The sequence below is a fragment of the Paraburkholderia sp. LEh10 genome (genome assembly GCF_017814945.1).
In the GTDB taxonomy this organism is placed as follows: domain Bacteria; phylum Pseudomonadota; class Gammaproteobacteria; order Burkholderiales; family Burkholderiaceae; genus Paraburkholderia.
In genome coordinates this window covers 1-14,652 of record NZ_JAGIPX010000015.1, presented here as the reverse complement: position 1 = coordinate 14,652, position 14,652 = coordinate 1, and the positions used below count along the sequence as shown (strand labels likewise).

At 61.9% G+C, this 14,652-nt stretch carries 15 protein-coding genes, 1 tRNA gene, 1 pseudogene and 1 riboswitch; of the genes and pseudogenes, 7 read left to right on the top strand and 10 right to left on the bottom strand.

What is annotated here, in order from left to right:
* Window positions 1-31: 31 nt before the first annotated feature.
* The gene (locus J8I87_RS14820) at window positions 32-1,504 is read right to left on the bottom strand and encodes a GNAT family N-acetyltransferase (protein ID WP_209932205.1); all 1,473 of its coding nucleotides are present in this window, start codon (window positions 1,502-1,504) and stop codon (window positions 32-34) included.
* A gap of 93 nt (window positions 1,505-1,597) precedes the next feature.
* On the opposite strand from J8I87_RS14820, the gene J8I87_RS14815 reads away from it, so the two are divergent.
* Window positions 1,598-3,043, top strand: a complete 1,446-nt coding sequence (locus J8I87_RS14815; RefSeq protein WP_209932204.1) for a tyrosinase family protein — start codon at window positions 1,598-1,600, stop codon at window positions 3,041-3,043.
* Between the two features lie 210 nt (window positions 3,044-3,253).
* Here the strand turns inward: J8I87_RS14815 and J8I87_RS14810 are convergent.
* The 9 genes from J8I87_RS14810 to ydfG all read right to left on the bottom strand — a co-directional run bounded on the left by J8I87_RS14810 (window position 3,254) and on the right by ydfG (window position 9,884).
* Window positions 3,254-3,329 (bottom strand) — tRNA-Lys (locus tag J8I87_RS14810).
* 207 nt (window positions 3,330-3,536) lie between these two features.
* The gene (gene ybgF / locus J8I87_RS14805) at window positions 3,537-4,286 is read right to left on the bottom strand and encodes a tol-pal system protein YbgF (protein ID WP_209932203.1); all 750 of its coding nucleotides are present in this window, start codon (window positions 4,284-4,286) and stop codon (window positions 3,537-3,539) included.
* Window positions 4,287-4,301: 15 nt separating this feature from the next.
* Window positions 4,302-4,808: a peptidoglycan-associated lipoprotein Pal gene (gene pal / locus J8I87_RS14800; RefSeq protein ID WP_209932202.1), complete on the bottom strand. Its 507-nt coding sequence runs from the start codon at window positions 4,806-4,808 to the stop codon at window positions 4,302-4,304.
* Window positions 4,809-4,827: 19 nt separating this feature from the next.
* Complete coding sequence (gene tolB / locus J8I87_RS14795; RefSeq protein ID WP_209932201.1) at window positions 4,828-6,120, bottom strand: Tol-Pal system beta propeller repeat protein TolB; 1,293 nt, start codon at window positions 6,118-6,120, stop codon at window positions 4,828-4,830.
* 115 nt (window positions 6,121-6,235) lie between these two features.
* Entirely contained in the window at window positions 6,236-7,249 is a 1,014-nt protein-coding gene (gene tolA / locus J8I87_RS14790; RefSeq protein ID WP_209932200.1) for a cell envelope integrity protein TolA, read from the bottom strand.
* Window positions 7,246-7,692 (bottom strand): protein TolR, encoded by a 447-nt coding sequence (gene tolR / locus J8I87_RS14785; RefSeq protein WP_209932199.1) that lies wholly within the window; start codon window positions 7,690-7,692, stop codon window positions 7,246-7,248. Before tolR ends, tolA begins: the two co-directional genes overlap by 4 nt.
* Window positions 7,693-7,702: 10 nt before the next feature.
* On the bottom strand, window positions 7,703-8,380 hold the full coding sequence (tolQ, locus tag J8I87_RS14780; protein WP_012401829.1) for a protein TolQ: 678 nt from the start codon (window positions 8,378-8,380) through the stop codon (window positions 7,703-7,705).
* 165 nt (window positions 8,381-8,545) lie between these two features.
* The gene (ybgC, locus tag J8I87_RS14775; protein ID WP_209932198.1) at window positions 8,546-9,016 is read right to left on the bottom strand and encodes a tol-pal system-associated acyl-CoA thioesterase; all 471 of its coding nucleotides are present in this window, start codon (window positions 9,014-9,016) and stop codon (window positions 8,546-8,548) included.
* A gap of 121 nt (window positions 9,017-9,137) precedes the next feature.
* Complete coding sequence (gene ydfG / locus J8I87_RS14770) at window positions 9,138-9,884, bottom strand: bifunctional NADP-dependent 3-hydroxy acid dehydrogenase/3-hydroxypropionate dehydrogenase YdfG (protein WP_209932320.1); 747 nt, start codon at window positions 9,882-9,884, stop codon at window positions 9,138-9,140.
* A 178-nt stretch (window positions 9,885-10,062) separates the two neighbouring features.
* Window positions 10,063-10,177, top strand: a riboswitch (ZMP/ZTP riboswitch).
* Between the two features lie 175 nt (window positions 10,178-10,352).
* Here ydfG and glyA point away from each other — a divergent pair.
* The 6 genes and pseudogenes from glyA (at window position 10,353) to J8I87_RS14740 (ending at window position 14,552) form a co-directional block, all read left to right on the top strand.
* Window positions 10,353-11,600 carry a serine hydroxymethyltransferase gene (gene glyA / locus J8I87_RS14765; protein ID WP_209932197.1) on the top strand — a complete coding sequence of 416 codons (1,248 nt, stop codon included), beginning with the start codon at window positions 10,353-10,355 and terminating at the stop codon, window positions 11,598-11,600.
* Between the two features lie 6 nt (window positions 11,601-11,606).
* The gene (gene nrdR / locus J8I87_RS14760; RefSeq protein ID WP_209932196.1) at window positions 11,607-12,098 is read left to right on the top strand and encodes a transcriptional regulator NrdR; all 492 of its coding nucleotides are present in this window, start codon (window positions 11,607-11,609) and stop codon (window positions 12,096-12,098) included.
* A gap of 166 nt (window positions 12,099-12,264) precedes the next feature.
* Window positions 12,265-12,831 (top strand): GspH/FimT family pseudopilin, encoded by a 567-nt coding sequence (locus J8I87_RS14755; RefSeq protein ID WP_409518760.1) that lies wholly within the window; start codon window positions 12,265-12,267, stop codon window positions 12,829-12,831.
* Window positions 12,813-13,265, top strand: coding sequence for a hypothetical protein (locus J8I87_RS14750; RefSeq protein WP_245253944.1), 453 nt, complete (start codon window positions 12,813-12,815; stop codon window positions 13,263-13,265). Before J8I87_RS14755 ends, J8I87_RS14750 begins: the two co-directional genes overlap by 19 nt.
* Before the next feature lie 77 nt (window positions 13,266-13,342).
* Window positions 13,343-14,103, top strand: a pseudogene (locus J8I87_RS14745) (PilW family protein).
* A 56-nt stretch (window positions 14,104-14,159) separates the two neighbouring features.
* Window positions 14,160-14,552: a hypothetical protein gene (locus tag J8I87_RS14740; RefSeq protein ID WP_209932194.1), complete on the top strand. Its 393-nt coding sequence runs from the start codon at window positions 14,160-14,162 to the stop codon at window positions 14,550-14,552.
* Window positions 14,553-14,652 lie beyond the last annotated feature (100 nt).

Here is a 14,652-nt window from a genome sequence, read left to right as displayed (position 1 = left end):
CGTTGGCATCAACGATGCGCGGCTTCGTTACTCATGTCGCGTTGCCGTTGCGCGTGGACATCGCTTTGCCGCCCCTAAGCCACGAGAACTGGGAGTTGCGGGTGTTCGCATGCAGCAATCTCTTTCCGCTAAGGGCGAGGCGGCCCCAGGTGTTCACGGGAATTTCCATGCTTGCATACTTTGTCGCATTGTCGCGACTCCAATACGCCTTGAATGGCTCCGTACCCACGCCGAAATCGAAATTGAAGTTGTGGTCGTATGCCCATTTCACCATATGCTCCACTACCAGATGTCCTGGGCTGAACTTTGAGAACGCCTCATCGAACCCTGTGATCAATCCTTTAACCGATGATTGCCCCTTGCCGACAATTGTCGTCGCGAGTGTTTTTCCATCAAACAGGATCAAGTACAGTAGCGCCGCAGGCTGCGCCGGCTGGTCAGTCAAGATGGAAATAAGAAAGTCGCGGTAACCATCCGAATAAAGCCACGCTCCCTGCTTGGCCGCATGCTGTGCCCACTTGCGCTTATGCTCCAGCGTCCAGTCGACCAGCTCGGCAATCGTTTGTCTGTCAGTGGGGGCGATGACGCGAGCTTCCAAGGCTCCTTTGTTCGAGAGGCGACGTTCCAGTGCACCGGGTTTTTTGCCCGACAAGGTACCGAGTGACGCGCAATACGATCCCCAGTCGTCGATGTCTCGCAAGCGCGCGACGCTAGCTCGTCGAGGCTCGGCATGCGTACACGATTTTGCATCGGACAAGAATCGGAAAAGCTTCGAGTCGGTGTGGACGTACGGAAGGCGAATGATGGCTGCATTACAGTCCTTCATTGCTGCGCGTATCGCTAGTTGTGTCAATCCCACAGCGTCTTCTTGTGGATCGATCAGTATTGACGAGTAGTCGGCGGAGTCGGGTCCGAGCGATTTGAGGATGGTCCAAAGGCCTCGACGGTACAGAACAAGTGGCCACACCATGACCAGTTTCGATTTGGAATAACCGAGGATGCAGCGCAACGCGCCGCCCTGCGGTTTCGCCAGATGCTGCCAGCTTAGCCAAGAAAAGGCATGGGACTCGTGATACTGTCCGTCCGCCCTGGACCACAACGCTGTCCAGTCATCTTTCAACTTCTCGAAGGCTCTCGCATCCGCAACTATCTGAACCTGCGTCCCCATTATGCGCATGGTATCTCCGGGATTGAGACTAAAGTCCATCGCCGCATTCAGGCGATAATGTCGAGCACGAAACGGGCCGGAAAAAAGGCAGATTCGAAGAATTATTGGTCTTTTTACGACCGCTTCTTCATTCGATACAGAATCGGTCGTCGCGCCCGATGGCCCGGACGTCTCGGTAGGGAAATGATAGGGTGTGACGGCGCGCTTGAGTACAGCATGATTTCCTAAGAACACTGTTAGTGTGCGGTGTCCCACATTTGCGCGCCAGATAACAAAACGTTCCAGGTCATTGCCGTATATCGTGTATAGAACTCCCGGGTCAAAGCGATAGCGCATGTCATGCGCACGCGCGCGCGTGCGCGTGTGTGTGTGTGTGCGTGCGGTTGCTGGCTCGGTGTAGAAACTTCGTAATAAAGGAGGACGGGGAAAATGTCTGACTCTCGCGTAAGTCGCCGTGCATTTTTAAAAGGCTCTGCGTCTGCGGCTGCTTTGATTTCGCTTCCAGTTATTGGCGCGACTACGCCGACCGTTTATACCAGGCAGGAATGGCAAGTATTCAAAACGACGCCACAGTTCGAGTCGTTCAAAACGGCAATAAGACTGATGAAGGCCCAAACGGATGCGACCAAGCCGACCTCGTGGACATATTGGGTTAATGTTCATGTCAATTATTGCCCGCATATGGTGGCGTATTTTCTCGCATGGCATAGAGGGTATCTCTACTATTTCGAACAGCAGTTGCGGACAATTTCGGGCGACAACACGTTGACGCTGCCGTACTGGGACCAATATGCCAATCCGAACATTCCAGGCGAGTTCCTTGATGCGGCGTCAGGCAATCCGCTTTATGTCACCGGTCGTGTGAACTCGAATATATCCAGTGCGCTCTCACTCGCGCCGTTCGCACGGAACGTCGTGAACTTCCAGCGGGGAACGAGCAATTCATTCGAAGCTGCGTACGAGTCGGCGCCGCACAATCCGATACACAACATCATCGGCGGCTGGATGGCGGATATGCAGTCTCCAACGGATCCGATCTTCTATTTGCATCACTGCAATGTAGACCGGTTGTGGGACGCATGGGCGCAGCAGCCGTGGACGACGTTGCCTCTGCCGAGCAACTCGTATTGGAACGGTAACTTCACCTATGCGAAGGGTCTCACGATGTCGCGATCGAAAACGTACAGGCCTTCGCTTTTGAACTATCAATATGCAAACACCAGCGTTCCGACTGCATTGCCGCCAGTCGCGCAAGAAGGCCGGATCATCCGCGTCCAGGCGCAGGTGAGGGCGATTCACGGTCGTCCTCCAACGGGAAGTTTTGCCACTACCCCTGAGCGTACGATTGCATCCGACCGGCGCTCACTCGGCGGCGTGGCGCGCTTGACGCTGACGGAGAAGTCCGTCAGTGCGCAGCTTCAGTTCGCTTCGTCAGGGGAGACTGCTCTGCAAGACACGCTGAAGTCGACACCCGTTGCTCCGGATCTGCAGGCGAATAGCACGGCAAGCAGCGCGGCCACGACGACGACATATCGCTCCGTCAATGTTGTGCTCGATAACGTGGCAGTGACAGGCGCGGGTCAGCAGGGCGGTTACTACTACAACGTGTATCTGAATCTTCCTGCTCAGGGAGACGTCGACTCAGTGAGCCAGTCGCACTTCCTCGGCACGTTGGGGCCGTTTGAAATCTCTGCGGCCATGCACCACTCGGGCGGCGTCGTGACTTTCCCCGCGACGGAAGTGCTGCAGCGCATCGGAGGGAATACTGCGGGGGCCGTGGTTTCCCTTGTCAGAGTGGATGGACCCAATGCGCCGAAGGGCACGGCTATCACGGTTGGTGAGCTTCGATTCGAGTTGTCGACGTCCGCGCCTTGATTGGATGGTCCGCGGCATTGAGTTTGATTGCTGCGCGGTTTCGGCGTCGTCCGTTTCAGAGGGGCGGGACAGGGGCGACGTCGTTGTATACGCGATGATGAACTGCGGAAAAAGGAAATGGCCCGATCAGCGTAAGCCGATCGGGCCATTTTCATTTCATTCAGCACTGCGATTCTCGCAAGTGTCTGATTGTCCTTTCCGCGAGGAAGGTGGTAGGCCGTACTGGATTCGAACCAGTGACCAACGGATTAAAAGTCCGCTGCTCTACCAGCTGAGCTAACGACCCAAAAGAGAAGCGAGATTATATCGGCGAAGCAGAGGGTTGTCAAGAAACCGAGCGAGCAAACACTACACGACCGCTCAAATAAGAAAAGCCCGGAACCGTGAAGTTCCGGGCTTTCCGGCGAGAGGCGTGTATCGCTTCCTGAACGTCGACACTACGCATTGACTACAACCCGCAAACGCGCCCGGTACAAGGCGGGCCGCTGCGAAATCACTTGATCTGCGACAGCTTGCTCTGCGCTGACTGCGCGACGTCCGAGCCGCCGTACTGCGCGACGATCTGTTCGAGCGTCTTCTTGGCGGCGGCTTTCTGGCCTTGCTCGAGCTGGTTGTTCGCGATGGCGAGCAGCGCCTCAGGCGCGCGCGGATGCTGCGGGTACTTCTGCACGACGCCCTGCCACACCGTCGTCGAGCCCTTGTAGTCGCGCAGCGCATACAGCGCGTTGCCGAGCCAGTACTGTGCCGTAGGCTGATACGGGCTTTGCGGGTACTTCGTGATGAAGCTGCGGAACGACGCCGCCGCATTCTTGAAGTCGCCGTTGCGGAACTGCTGCGAAGCCGCGTTGAACGCTTCCGTTTCACCGGGCTGCACGGTGCCCTGCACGCCATCGACCGTCTGCTGCTGCGGCTCGAACTTCTTCAGACGACCGTCGAGGTCACTGTAGTAATCCTTCTGCTGCTTCTGCAACGTGGCGAGCTGATTGGCGAGATCCTCGTTCTGCCCGCGCAGCGTCGCGACCTGCTGGTTCAGCTGGTCGAGACGGTTGGATTGATCGAGGATCGTGCGTTGAGCCGCCGACAGCTGGCCCGACAGACTATCAGTCTTGCTGCGCAGATCGAGGATCGCCTGGCGAGCCTGATCGTCGTCGAACATGCCAGCGTGAGCGGGCAGGGCCATCACGGCCGTCCCCGCGACGCAGGCGGCTGCGGCCATGCGCAGCCAGGAAAAACGGTGCGTCATACGGCTTGTCACCTATTACTGTTGATAGACGAGGTCCGCGCGGCGGTTTTGCGCCCACGACGCTTCGTCATGACCCGTTGCCTGCGGCTTTTCCTTGCCGAGGCTCACGGCTTCCATTTCCGAATCCGCAACGCCCTGCAGCGCCAGCGCGCGGCGGACGGCTTCAGCACGCTTCTGGCCGAGTGCCAGGTTGTACTCGCTCGTGCCGCGCTCGTCGGTGTTGCCCTGGATCAGAACGTGACGCTGCGGATGCGTCTTCAGGTACTGGCCGTGCTGTTGCAGCAGCGGCTGGTAGTCGTCCTTAACAGAATAGCTGTCGAAATCGAAATAGATGCTGCGTTTTGCCAGCGGGCTGTTCGGATCGTTCAACGGATCGACGTTCACCGTGGCGACATCGTTCGGGTTCGGCTGCGCGCCAGTACCGGCCTTATTGGCGTTTTCGTCGAGCTTCACGCCCGAATGACATGCAGCCAGCGCGCCGACCATGCTCACGGCAAACGCGATACGAAGTTTGGACATCATGCTTCACTCTCCTTGTGTGTTATTGCATAAACGGGCCCCAGGAAGGCTCGCGCACGCTGCCTCCCTGAACGGACAGGACCTGCCGCGTACGACCGTCTGTCGATACTGCGGCCAACACGCCACGGCCGTTCACCTGTGTGGCGTAAAGAATGTACTGACCATTCGCCGCGAAACTCGGCGATTCGTCATGTGTCGTGTCGGTGAGCGCCGTTGCGACCCCGGACTGCAGATCCTGGACATACAGCTTGAAGCCCCCGCCCGTGCGCGAGATATATGCGAGCTGCTTGCCGTCCGGGCTCACGCGCGGACTCGTATTGTAGTTGCCCGTGAACGTGACGCGCTGCGCGCCGCCCGAGGCTTCGCCGCTGGCGGGCATCTTGTAGATCTGCGGCTGGCCGCCGCGGTCGCTCGTGAAATAGATCCACTGACCGTCCGCAGAGTAAGCCGGCTCGGTATCGATCGAGCTGCCTTGTGTCAGGCGGCGCAGGCCGCTGCCGTCGGCGTTGACTGCGAAAATCTGCGTGTTGCCGGTGCGCGACAGGGCGACTGCGAGCGTGCGGCCGTCCGGCGACCACGCCGGCGCACTATTGTTGCCCTTCTGGTCCGATACGATCACGCGGCGGCCCGTCGGCAGATCGTGAATGTAGACGATCGGCTTCTTCTTCTCGAACGACACATACGCGACCTTCGTGCCGTCAGGCGACCATGCGGGCGAGATGATCGGCTCGGGGCTGGAGAGGGCGATGTGCGCGTCCTGGCCGTCCGAGTCGGAGATCTGCAGCTGATAACGGTTGCCCGTCTTGATCACATACGACAGACGCGTCGCGAACACGCCGCGGCCGCCCATCAGCTTTGCATAGATATAGTCGGCGACCTTGTGCGCGCTCATTCGCAGGCCGCTTTCCGGGCTGACCAGTTCGAGGCCGCCGAGGCTTTGCTGGTTGACGGTGTCATACAGCTTGAAGCGCACCTGATACTGGCCGTTCGGCAAGCGGGTCACGCTGCCTGCCACGAACGCGTTTGCGCCCTTGGCCTTCCATGCGCCCAGATCGACCGAATCACTTTCCGAAACGGGCGCGCTGCCGGCGTCGATATTGGTGAATTTGCCGCTGCGCTGAAGGTCCTGGCGGACGATCGTGCTGATTTGTTGGGGAGAATTTGCCTCGTTGGCGAAATTTGCCGTGGCAATCGGGAACTGGGTGGACCCTACGCCCGTCACGAGGACGTTGAGTTGTGCATGGGCGGCGCTGCCGGCGGCGATCAGACACGACGCTACCAGCGCTCGCAGTCCTAGCTTGGTCATCAAACTCATTCTGTATAGATTCCCCAAAAACGAATTTCTAACACTCCACGACTACGAACAGACCGCCCTAGGCAGAAATCGTTCCCGGTCCGCCCGCACGCTGGCGGGCGAATGAAAACGGCTGTCAGGCGGCGGGACGCAGCGTGATCTTGAAGCTTTCCGGTGTCTTGCCGTTGATATCCTGCGGCATCGGGTCCGAGCGCTGGACGGCCCGCAGGGCGGCGTCGTCCCACGCCGAGTTGCCGCTGCTGCGCGTGATGGTGGCGCTCAACAGCGTGCCCGACGGCGAGCAGCGCACGGAGACGACGGTTTCCAGACCCGCTGTATCGCCCGACCAGATGATGTTCGGACGCACGCGGCGCTGCACCTTCTCCGCATAACCGGGCGACGTGGCGTTGCCGCCCGCGCCGCTGCCCGTGCCGCTCTTCGCGAGACCGTTGCCCGTCGAGCCTTCGCCGCCCGCCATGCCCTGCAACGCCGCGAGGCGCTGGCGGCGTTCCGCGTCGAGCTTTTTCGCGGCGTCGGCCTGTGCCTGCGCCTGGGCCTTTGCCTTCGCGGCCTTCGCCGCATCGGCCTTGGCCTGCGCTTCAGCTTGTGCCTGTTTCGCTTCCTGTTCCTTCTGCTGCTCTTCCTGCTGCTTCTTCAACTGCTCCTGCTTCTGCTGGGACAGTTGCTGCTGCTTGAGCTTCTCGGCCTGCTGCTGTTGCTGCTTGAGCTTCGCGGCGGCGGCCGCCGCGGCCTGGTCGGCCGCGAGTTGTTGCTGGCGCTTCGCTTCGGCTTCCTGCTGGGCCTGCAGTTTCTGCTGACGCTGCTGCTCGGCGAGCTGTGCCTGACGCTGGGCTTCCTGCTGTTTACGCTTCTTTTCCTGCAGCGCGATGTCGGCCTCTTCGTCGTTGACCTGCGGCGCGGGCTTGACGGGCGCGGCCGGCGGCGGAACGGGCCGTGGCGTGGAGGTGTCGGGCACCTGCGTCCACAGTTCGGCTTCCGCGCCCGCCGGCGTGCTGTTCTGCCAGTGGATGCCGTGGTACAGGAAGAACCCGAGCAGCACATGCATCAGCGCGGCGAGCGCGAACGCGCGTCCCGTGCCGCGTTCACGCGGCGGCTGAAGCGGGTAGGCGTTTTTCGGTCGGCGGATCATTGCGATTTGACGAGCAATCCAACGCGCTTGACGCCGCGAGCCTTCAGGTCGGACATCACATTCATCACGACCTCATACTTGACCGTCTTGTCGGCGGCGATCACGACAGGCTGGTCGGGATGCGCGGCCTGACGATCGGTGACGAAGCTGCGCAGGTCGGCCTGCGTCATCGTCTCCTGCTGCGTCGTGCCCGCGTCGTCCTTGAACTTGACGCTCATGTTGCCGTCCGCGCGGATGTTGACGACGACGGGCGGCGTCTGCTGCTGCGGCGCGGCGCCGCCGACAGTCGGCAGGTTCACGATCGACGGCGCGACGAGCGGGGCCGTCACCATGAAGATCACGAGCAGCACGAGCATCACGTCGATATACGGCACGACGTTGATGTCGGCCATCGCGCGGCGCGAGCGGCTGCCGCGCATGCTGGAACGGACTGAACCGGCCATCGTGGACTCCTTAATGGGCCTGACGCTGCAGGATGTTCGAGAACTCTTCGATAAAGGTCTCGAAGCGGATCGCGAGGCGATCGATATCGTGCGCGTAACGGTTGTACGCGACCACGGCGGGAATCGCGGCGAACAGGCCGATGGCAGTTGCCGTCAGCGCTTCGGCGATGCCGGGCGCGACGTTCGCGAGCGTGGCCTGCTGGACATTCGCGAGGCCGCGGAAGGCGTTCATGATGCCCCACACCGTACCGAACAGACCGATATACGGGCTGACGGAGCCGACGGATGCGAGAAACGCGAGGTTTGCTTCGAGCACGTCCATTTCGCGCTGGAACGCGGCGCGCATCGCGCGGCGAGCGCCGTCGAGAATGGCGCCGGGATCGTTGATCCGCTTTTCCTTGCCTTTCAGAAACTCACGCATGCCCGACTCGAAAATGCGTTCGAGCGCGCCGATCGTGTGACGGTTGTTCGCGGCGCTCTGATATAGCGCCTGCAGGTCGCCGCCCGACCAGAAATCGCGTTCGAAACGTTCAGTCTGCGCCCGTGCGCGGCGAATCGCAAACCACTTGCGGAAGATGAAAGTCCACGACATCAGCGACAGCAGCAGCAGCAGCGCCATCACGGCCTGCGCCAGCAGGCTCGCATTGAGAACGAGGGAAATGATCGACAGATCTTGTGTAGTGTTCATAGAGGTTCGCTGTAACGTCCCGGATGGGGCGTCCGGCTGCAAGGTGGGTCGAAGCGTTCGGTCGGCGTTCAGCCGGCAAACCGGAAGCTTCGGCTGACCCTTCGCCGAACCATGCTTGGTCTTGTTGTGACCGTTACGAGTTCACTGTCCAGCTGACAACGACGCTCAAATATCCGTCGTTGACACACTGGCGCCGTCTGAGGCCGCTCCGCGCCGCAATGCGGCGAGAACTGGCGGAGGAATGGCGGCCGGCCTCATCGAGTTCGAGTCGACACAGCCGACGCGGATCGTGCCCGTTGCCAGCAGCGCGTCGCCGCGCCAGGCTTCCTGAGCGAAATCCACCGATGCGCGGCCAAGCCGTTCGATCCGGCTGACGATGCGCAGCATATCGTCGAGACGGGCGGGCGCGCGATAGTCGAGCGCGGTGCTGCGCACGACGAAAAGCGCTCCCGATTCTTCTGCCAGCTTGCGTTGATCGACGCCGCACGCGCGCAACCATTCGGTGCGCGCGCGCTCGAAAAACTTCAGGTAGTTCGCGTAAAACACGATGCCGCCGGCGTCGGTGTCTTCGTAATACACGCGAATTGGCCAGATAAAGCCGATATCCGCACCGGACTGACTGTCAGACATATTCATAGCCGCGCATTTTACCGGAACGCAATAGAACGCCGCATTTTTGGGCACTCTTGCATGAAATCGTGGCCGGTTTGCGCGGCTGGACGAACACTGCGGCTCTCGGGTGCGACGTGCTCGACGGCTAGCCGCGGTGAATGTTCAGGCCGGCGAATGACTGCGCGACGGGCATCAGCTCGATCGTGTTGATGTTGACGTGCGCGGGGCGCGTCGCGATCCAGTAGATCGAATCGGCGATGTCCTCGGCCGTGAGCGGCTGGACGTTCTGATAGACGGTCGCCGCCTTCGCGTCGTCGCCGCGAAATCGTACGTTCGAAAATTCGGTGCCGCCGCACAGGCCCGGTTCGATGTCCGTCACGCGAATTGGGGTGCCGTGCAGGTCGGCGCGCAGATTCAGGCTGAACTGGCGCACGAACGCCTTGGTTGCGCCGTACACATTGCCGCCCGGGTACGGCCAGGTGGCTGCCACCGACCCGAGATTGAACACGTGCCCGCGATTGCGTTCGATCATGCCCGGCAGAAACGCGCGCGTGACCTGCACGAGACCCGTGCAGTTGGTGTCGATCATCGTCGTCCAGTCGTCGAGCAGCGCGCGCTGCGCGGGCTCGAGGCCGAGCGCGAGGCCGGCGTTGTTGACGAGCACGTCGACGGCGGCGAAATCCGCGGGCAGGGCGGCGGGGACGGTTTCGACGGCCGCGCGGTCGCGCACGTCGAGTTCGAAGGGCAGCAGGTTTTCGCCGAGTTCATCGGCGAGCGCCTGCAAGCGGTCCTTGCGGCGCGCTGTCGCGACGACGCGGTGGCCGCCCTTGACGAAAGCACGCGCGATAGCGGCGCCGAACCCTGCGGACGCCCCGGTGACGAACACGATCATTGCTGTACCCTGGTCGGTGGAGAAAGGCCACAAGCCTACTTCCAATGGGGCGCTGCGGCAACCATGACCCCGTTGCGAGAAGGCACGTTTGCGGGGCAGGCATCGCAGCGCGACGGGACTTTTAGCGGCGGGCGAGGCTCGGTTGCCTATTCGACCCGGTTCCAATAAACTAACGCGCTCACCCCTGCGTGACTGGCGATAGAACTCAACGGCGTCAAGCCTGACGGGTTCAAGGTGGAGCGTCCCACCGTGAAGCGCAGGGTGCCGTTTTGCCGTTCGCCTGGGCAGCCATGTTTCGCGCGCGCTGTCGTTTGCGCTGCCGGTGGTTGTCCTGCCTCGCGTGTGCGGCACCTCCTTCACCCGCCATGTCAAGGCTCCAGACCGCCAGCAGTGCTGCGTACCCACTACGCTCCTTGCACATGACCTGCGCACGATCCGGTCAACCTGAACATACTTAACGGAACCAGCATGTTTGACAGAGCCCAAAGCACCATCGCCAACGTCGATCCGGAAATCTGGAACGCAATCCAGGACGAAAACCGCCGTCAGGAAGAGCACATCGAACTGATCGCGTCGGAAAACTACACGAGCCCGGCTGTAATGGCGGCGCAAGGCTCGCAGCTCACCAACAAGTACGCCGAAGGCTACCCGGGCAAGCGCTACTACGGCGGTTGCGAATACGTCGACGTCGTCGAGCAGCTGGCGATCGATCGGGTGAAGGAGCTGTTCGGCGCTGAAGCCGCGAACGTCCAGCCGAATTCGGGCTCGCAGGCGAACCAGGGCGTGTTCTTCGCGATGTTGAAGCCGGGCGACACGATCATGGGCATGAGCCTCGCACACGGCGGCCACCTGACGCATGGCTCGCCCGTCAACATGTCGGGCAAGTGGTTCAACGTGGTCAGCTACGGCCTGAACGAAGCCGAGGACATCGACTACGACGCAGCCGAAAAGCTCGCGCAGGAACACAAGCCGAAAATCATCGTCGCGGGCGCATCGGCGTTCGCGCTGCGCATCGATTTCGAACGTCTGTCGAAAATCGCGAAGTCGGTCGGCGCGTATCTGATGGTCGACATGGCGCACTACGCCGGCCTGATCGCGGCGGGCGTCTACCCGAACCCGGTGCCGTTCGCCGACTTCGTCACGACGACCACGCATAAGAGCCTGCGCGGCCCGCGCGGCGGCGTGATCCTGATGAAGGCCGAGTACGAAAAGCCGATCAACTCGGCAATTTTCCCGGGCATTCAGGGCGGTCCGCTGATGCACGTGATTGCCGCCAAGGCCGTCGCGTTCAAGGAAGCGCTGTCGCCGGACTTCAAGGAATATCAGCAGCGTGTGGTCGACAACGCGCGCGTGCTGGCTGAAACGCTCGTCAAGCGCGGCCTGCGCATCGTGTCGGGCCGCACGGAAAGCCACGTGATGCTGGTCGACCTGCGCGCGAAGAAGATCACGGGCAAGGCAGCGGAAGCGGCACTGGGCGCGGCGCACATCACCGTGAACAAGAACGCGATTCCGAACGATCCGGAAAAGCCGTTCGTGACGAGCGGCATCCGCCTGGGTTCGCCCGCGATGACGACGCGCGGCTTCGGCACGAAGGAAGCCGAGCAGGTCGGCAACCTGATCGCCGATGTGCTGGACAATCCGGAAGACACGGCTACGATCGAACGCGTGCGCGCGCAGGTCGCCGAGCTGACGCAGCGCTTCCCGGTCTACCGCTAAGCCGCGATGCGCTGCCCCTTCTGCCGGCATGACGATACGCAGGTCGTCGACTCGCGTGTATCGGAGGATGGCGCCGCAATCCGGCGCCGCCGTCGCTGCCCGGCCTGCGATAAGCGTTTCACGACGTACGAGCGCGTCGAGCTCGCGTTGCCCGCAGTCGTCAAGAAGGATGGCAGCCGCACGGAATTCGATCGCCGCAAGATCGTCGCGAGCATGCAACTGGCGCTGCGCAAGCGCCCCGTTGCTGCCGACGCGGTGGACGCCGCCGCGTCGCGCATCGAGTACCAGTTGCTCGGCAGCGGCGAGCGCGAAGTGCGCAGCGAGCGCCTGGGCGAGCTGGTGATGAACGAGTTGCGCGCGCTCGACACTATCGCGTACGTCCGCTTTGCTTCCGTGTACCGGCGGTTCGAAGACGTGTCGGAATTCGAGGACGTCATTGAAGAGTTCCGCCGCACGAACGCTAATGCCGCTCCCGCGAAGCCTTCCCGCAAGCGCTGATTTTTCGCGCATAGGCATTTTCTCTCCCTGAAGTTCAACCGCGAATTCAATCGATGCACGGGCATTGTCGTGCAGGGATTCGTGCGTCCGCCACCTGGCCGTTCGGCTAATTGTGGGTGTTGTCGTGCACCGTTAGAGTCGTCGCGTTCTTGTTGGATATCGAGGAATGCAGATGAATCGGAATGTTCATGCGCGGCACAACTGCCGCGGGTTGACGCTATTCGAAACGCTCGTCGTGATTGCACTGCTCGCGATCATCGCGACGCTGACGGCACCGTCGTTCGTTGCGTGGCATCTGCGCGATCAGGTCGATGCGCGCGCTCGCGAGATGCTGTCCACGCTCAGCTATGCGCGCGGCGAAGCACTACGGCGCGGCACACGCGTGACGGTGTGCCGGATCGATGCCGCGCGGCGCTGTCTCGCCACCGGACAGCCGTGCAAGACGGGCGCCGTCGACTGGTCCTGCGGATGGGCCGTGATGATCGAGCGCGGGGGAGGCCTCTATCCGTTGCGCGTGCAGCCCGACCTCGCGTCGGTCAGCATCGCGGGCGCGCTGACCAGTCTCACCTTCACGCCGCCCGCCGGTCAGGCCAACGGCAGTTTTCGCAGCTTCGATATCGGCCCTCGCGTCGATTCGATTGCGACACAAGGCAAGGACTGGCGCCGCTGCATCCGCATCGCGGCGGGTGGCCGGGCGCGCATTGCCGATGGCGCATGTGGGGCGACGACATGAGGCGCGCGCACAGGGTTTCGTCGTGCGGCCAGTCGCTCGTCGAGGTGCTGATCGCAGTCGCCGTCACGGCCGTGACCGTGCTGGGCTTGATTGCCGTGCAGTTGTCGATTGCGCGCGACGCTCGCGCGATGTCGTATCGCGAGCAGGCGCCGCTCGTCGCCGATGCAGTCGCGGAAGCGGCGCGCGCGCCCGCTGTGAACGACGCCGCACTGGGTCAATGGAAGCTGCGCGCGGCGAGCCTTTTGCCGAAGGGTGATGCTGCCGTCACCGGCTCTTCTGCAGATCTGTCGTTTGCTCGCACGACATGGGTCGCGCAGCCGTTTGCGACTCGCACTACGCCGGGCGCCGCAGACGGGACCGATATGCCTGCGTCGTGCGGCGATGTCGAGGTGCCTCGAGGCGTCCAGTGCGTTGTCATGGCCTTTTCCCGATGAAGCCGCTCGCTTCGTTTTCTCGTGGACGTGGGCGCCGCTCGCGCTTTGCCGACACGTACGGTCACACTCTGCTCGAAATGACAATAGCAATGGCGCTTGGGCTGATCGTGACGGCGGGCGCAGTGTCCCTGTACCACTCGCAGCGAATCGCATTTACGCAAGCCGCCGATGCGGCCCAGATCAACGATGCAGGCATGACCGCGCTGACCTTGATCGGCGGGCAAGTGCAAATGGCGGGCTTCGTTCCCGCTGACATGTCGAACTCGTTCGTTGCACGGCCGGGGCTTTTTGGCTGCACGGGCGGAAGGCCTGTCGGCGCTGACGACAACCTGAGTTGCGAAGCGCTCGCAACTCATTCGGACGGAATCGCAGTGCGCTACATGGCCGACAACGTATCGACATGGCCTTCCACTGCCGGGCTCTCGACGGATTGCCTCGGCCAAGGCGTAACGAAAACGGACGCCAATGCGTCGGGCGTGGCTATCGTCAACCGCTTCTATGCGAAGGTCAGCGGCTCGACGGGCGAACCGGAGTTGTACTGCGAGGGGACGGGCAAGGCGAATTCGTCGCAGCCACTCGTCGAAGGCGTCGAGCGCATGCGCTTGCGGTACTGGCTCGTCGGCGCATTGTCGGCAATCGATGCAGCGGCACTGATGCCCGCACAGTGGGTCAACGTCGTCGCCGTCGACGTTTGCGTGCTCGTTCGGGGGCGCCGCAGACAGCGCAGACGCGATATGTCGATTGCGATGGCGTATCCGTCGTCAGTACGGACAGGCGAGTGCGACGCGCATTCTGGCGGCGCGTCGCGATACGAAACAACGAGGGAGGCGCGGCATGAGCGAAACGGGAGTCAGGCTCGGGCGATGGGCACATCGGCGGGCGCGGAGTCGGGGCGTGGCGCTGCCCGTAGTGCTGCTGATCGCATCGATGATGCCGGCGACGACGGCGGCGTGGTTCGAACAGTCGGTGGCTGTCTCGCGCAACGCGGCGGGCATGCACGATCATCTGGTCGCGTTTCATGCCGCAGACGCGGCGTTGTCGACCTGTGCCAGCAATATCGTCAACGGGTTGGTTTCGGCGATGGCTGGTGTCAATGGCGAGCCGACCGGCTGGAAATCCCAGCCCACTTTCGAATCGAATGCGATTACTCCATTTGCGTCGTGGCCGGCATCGCTGTCGTTCCACGCTCCGCAATGTCTCGTCGAAACGTGGCGCCTCGCGAGTCGGCCCGACGCGCAGGCCTATCTCGTGACGGCGAGGGGCTATGGGCGCAATGCAGATAGATGAAATGTGCTGCAGCACATTTCATCTATTACCGGCTGTAGATCTTTATGTAGAGTAGCAACGTCAAACGCTTCGTGAGCAAGGCGCCTGGTTTGAACTACTG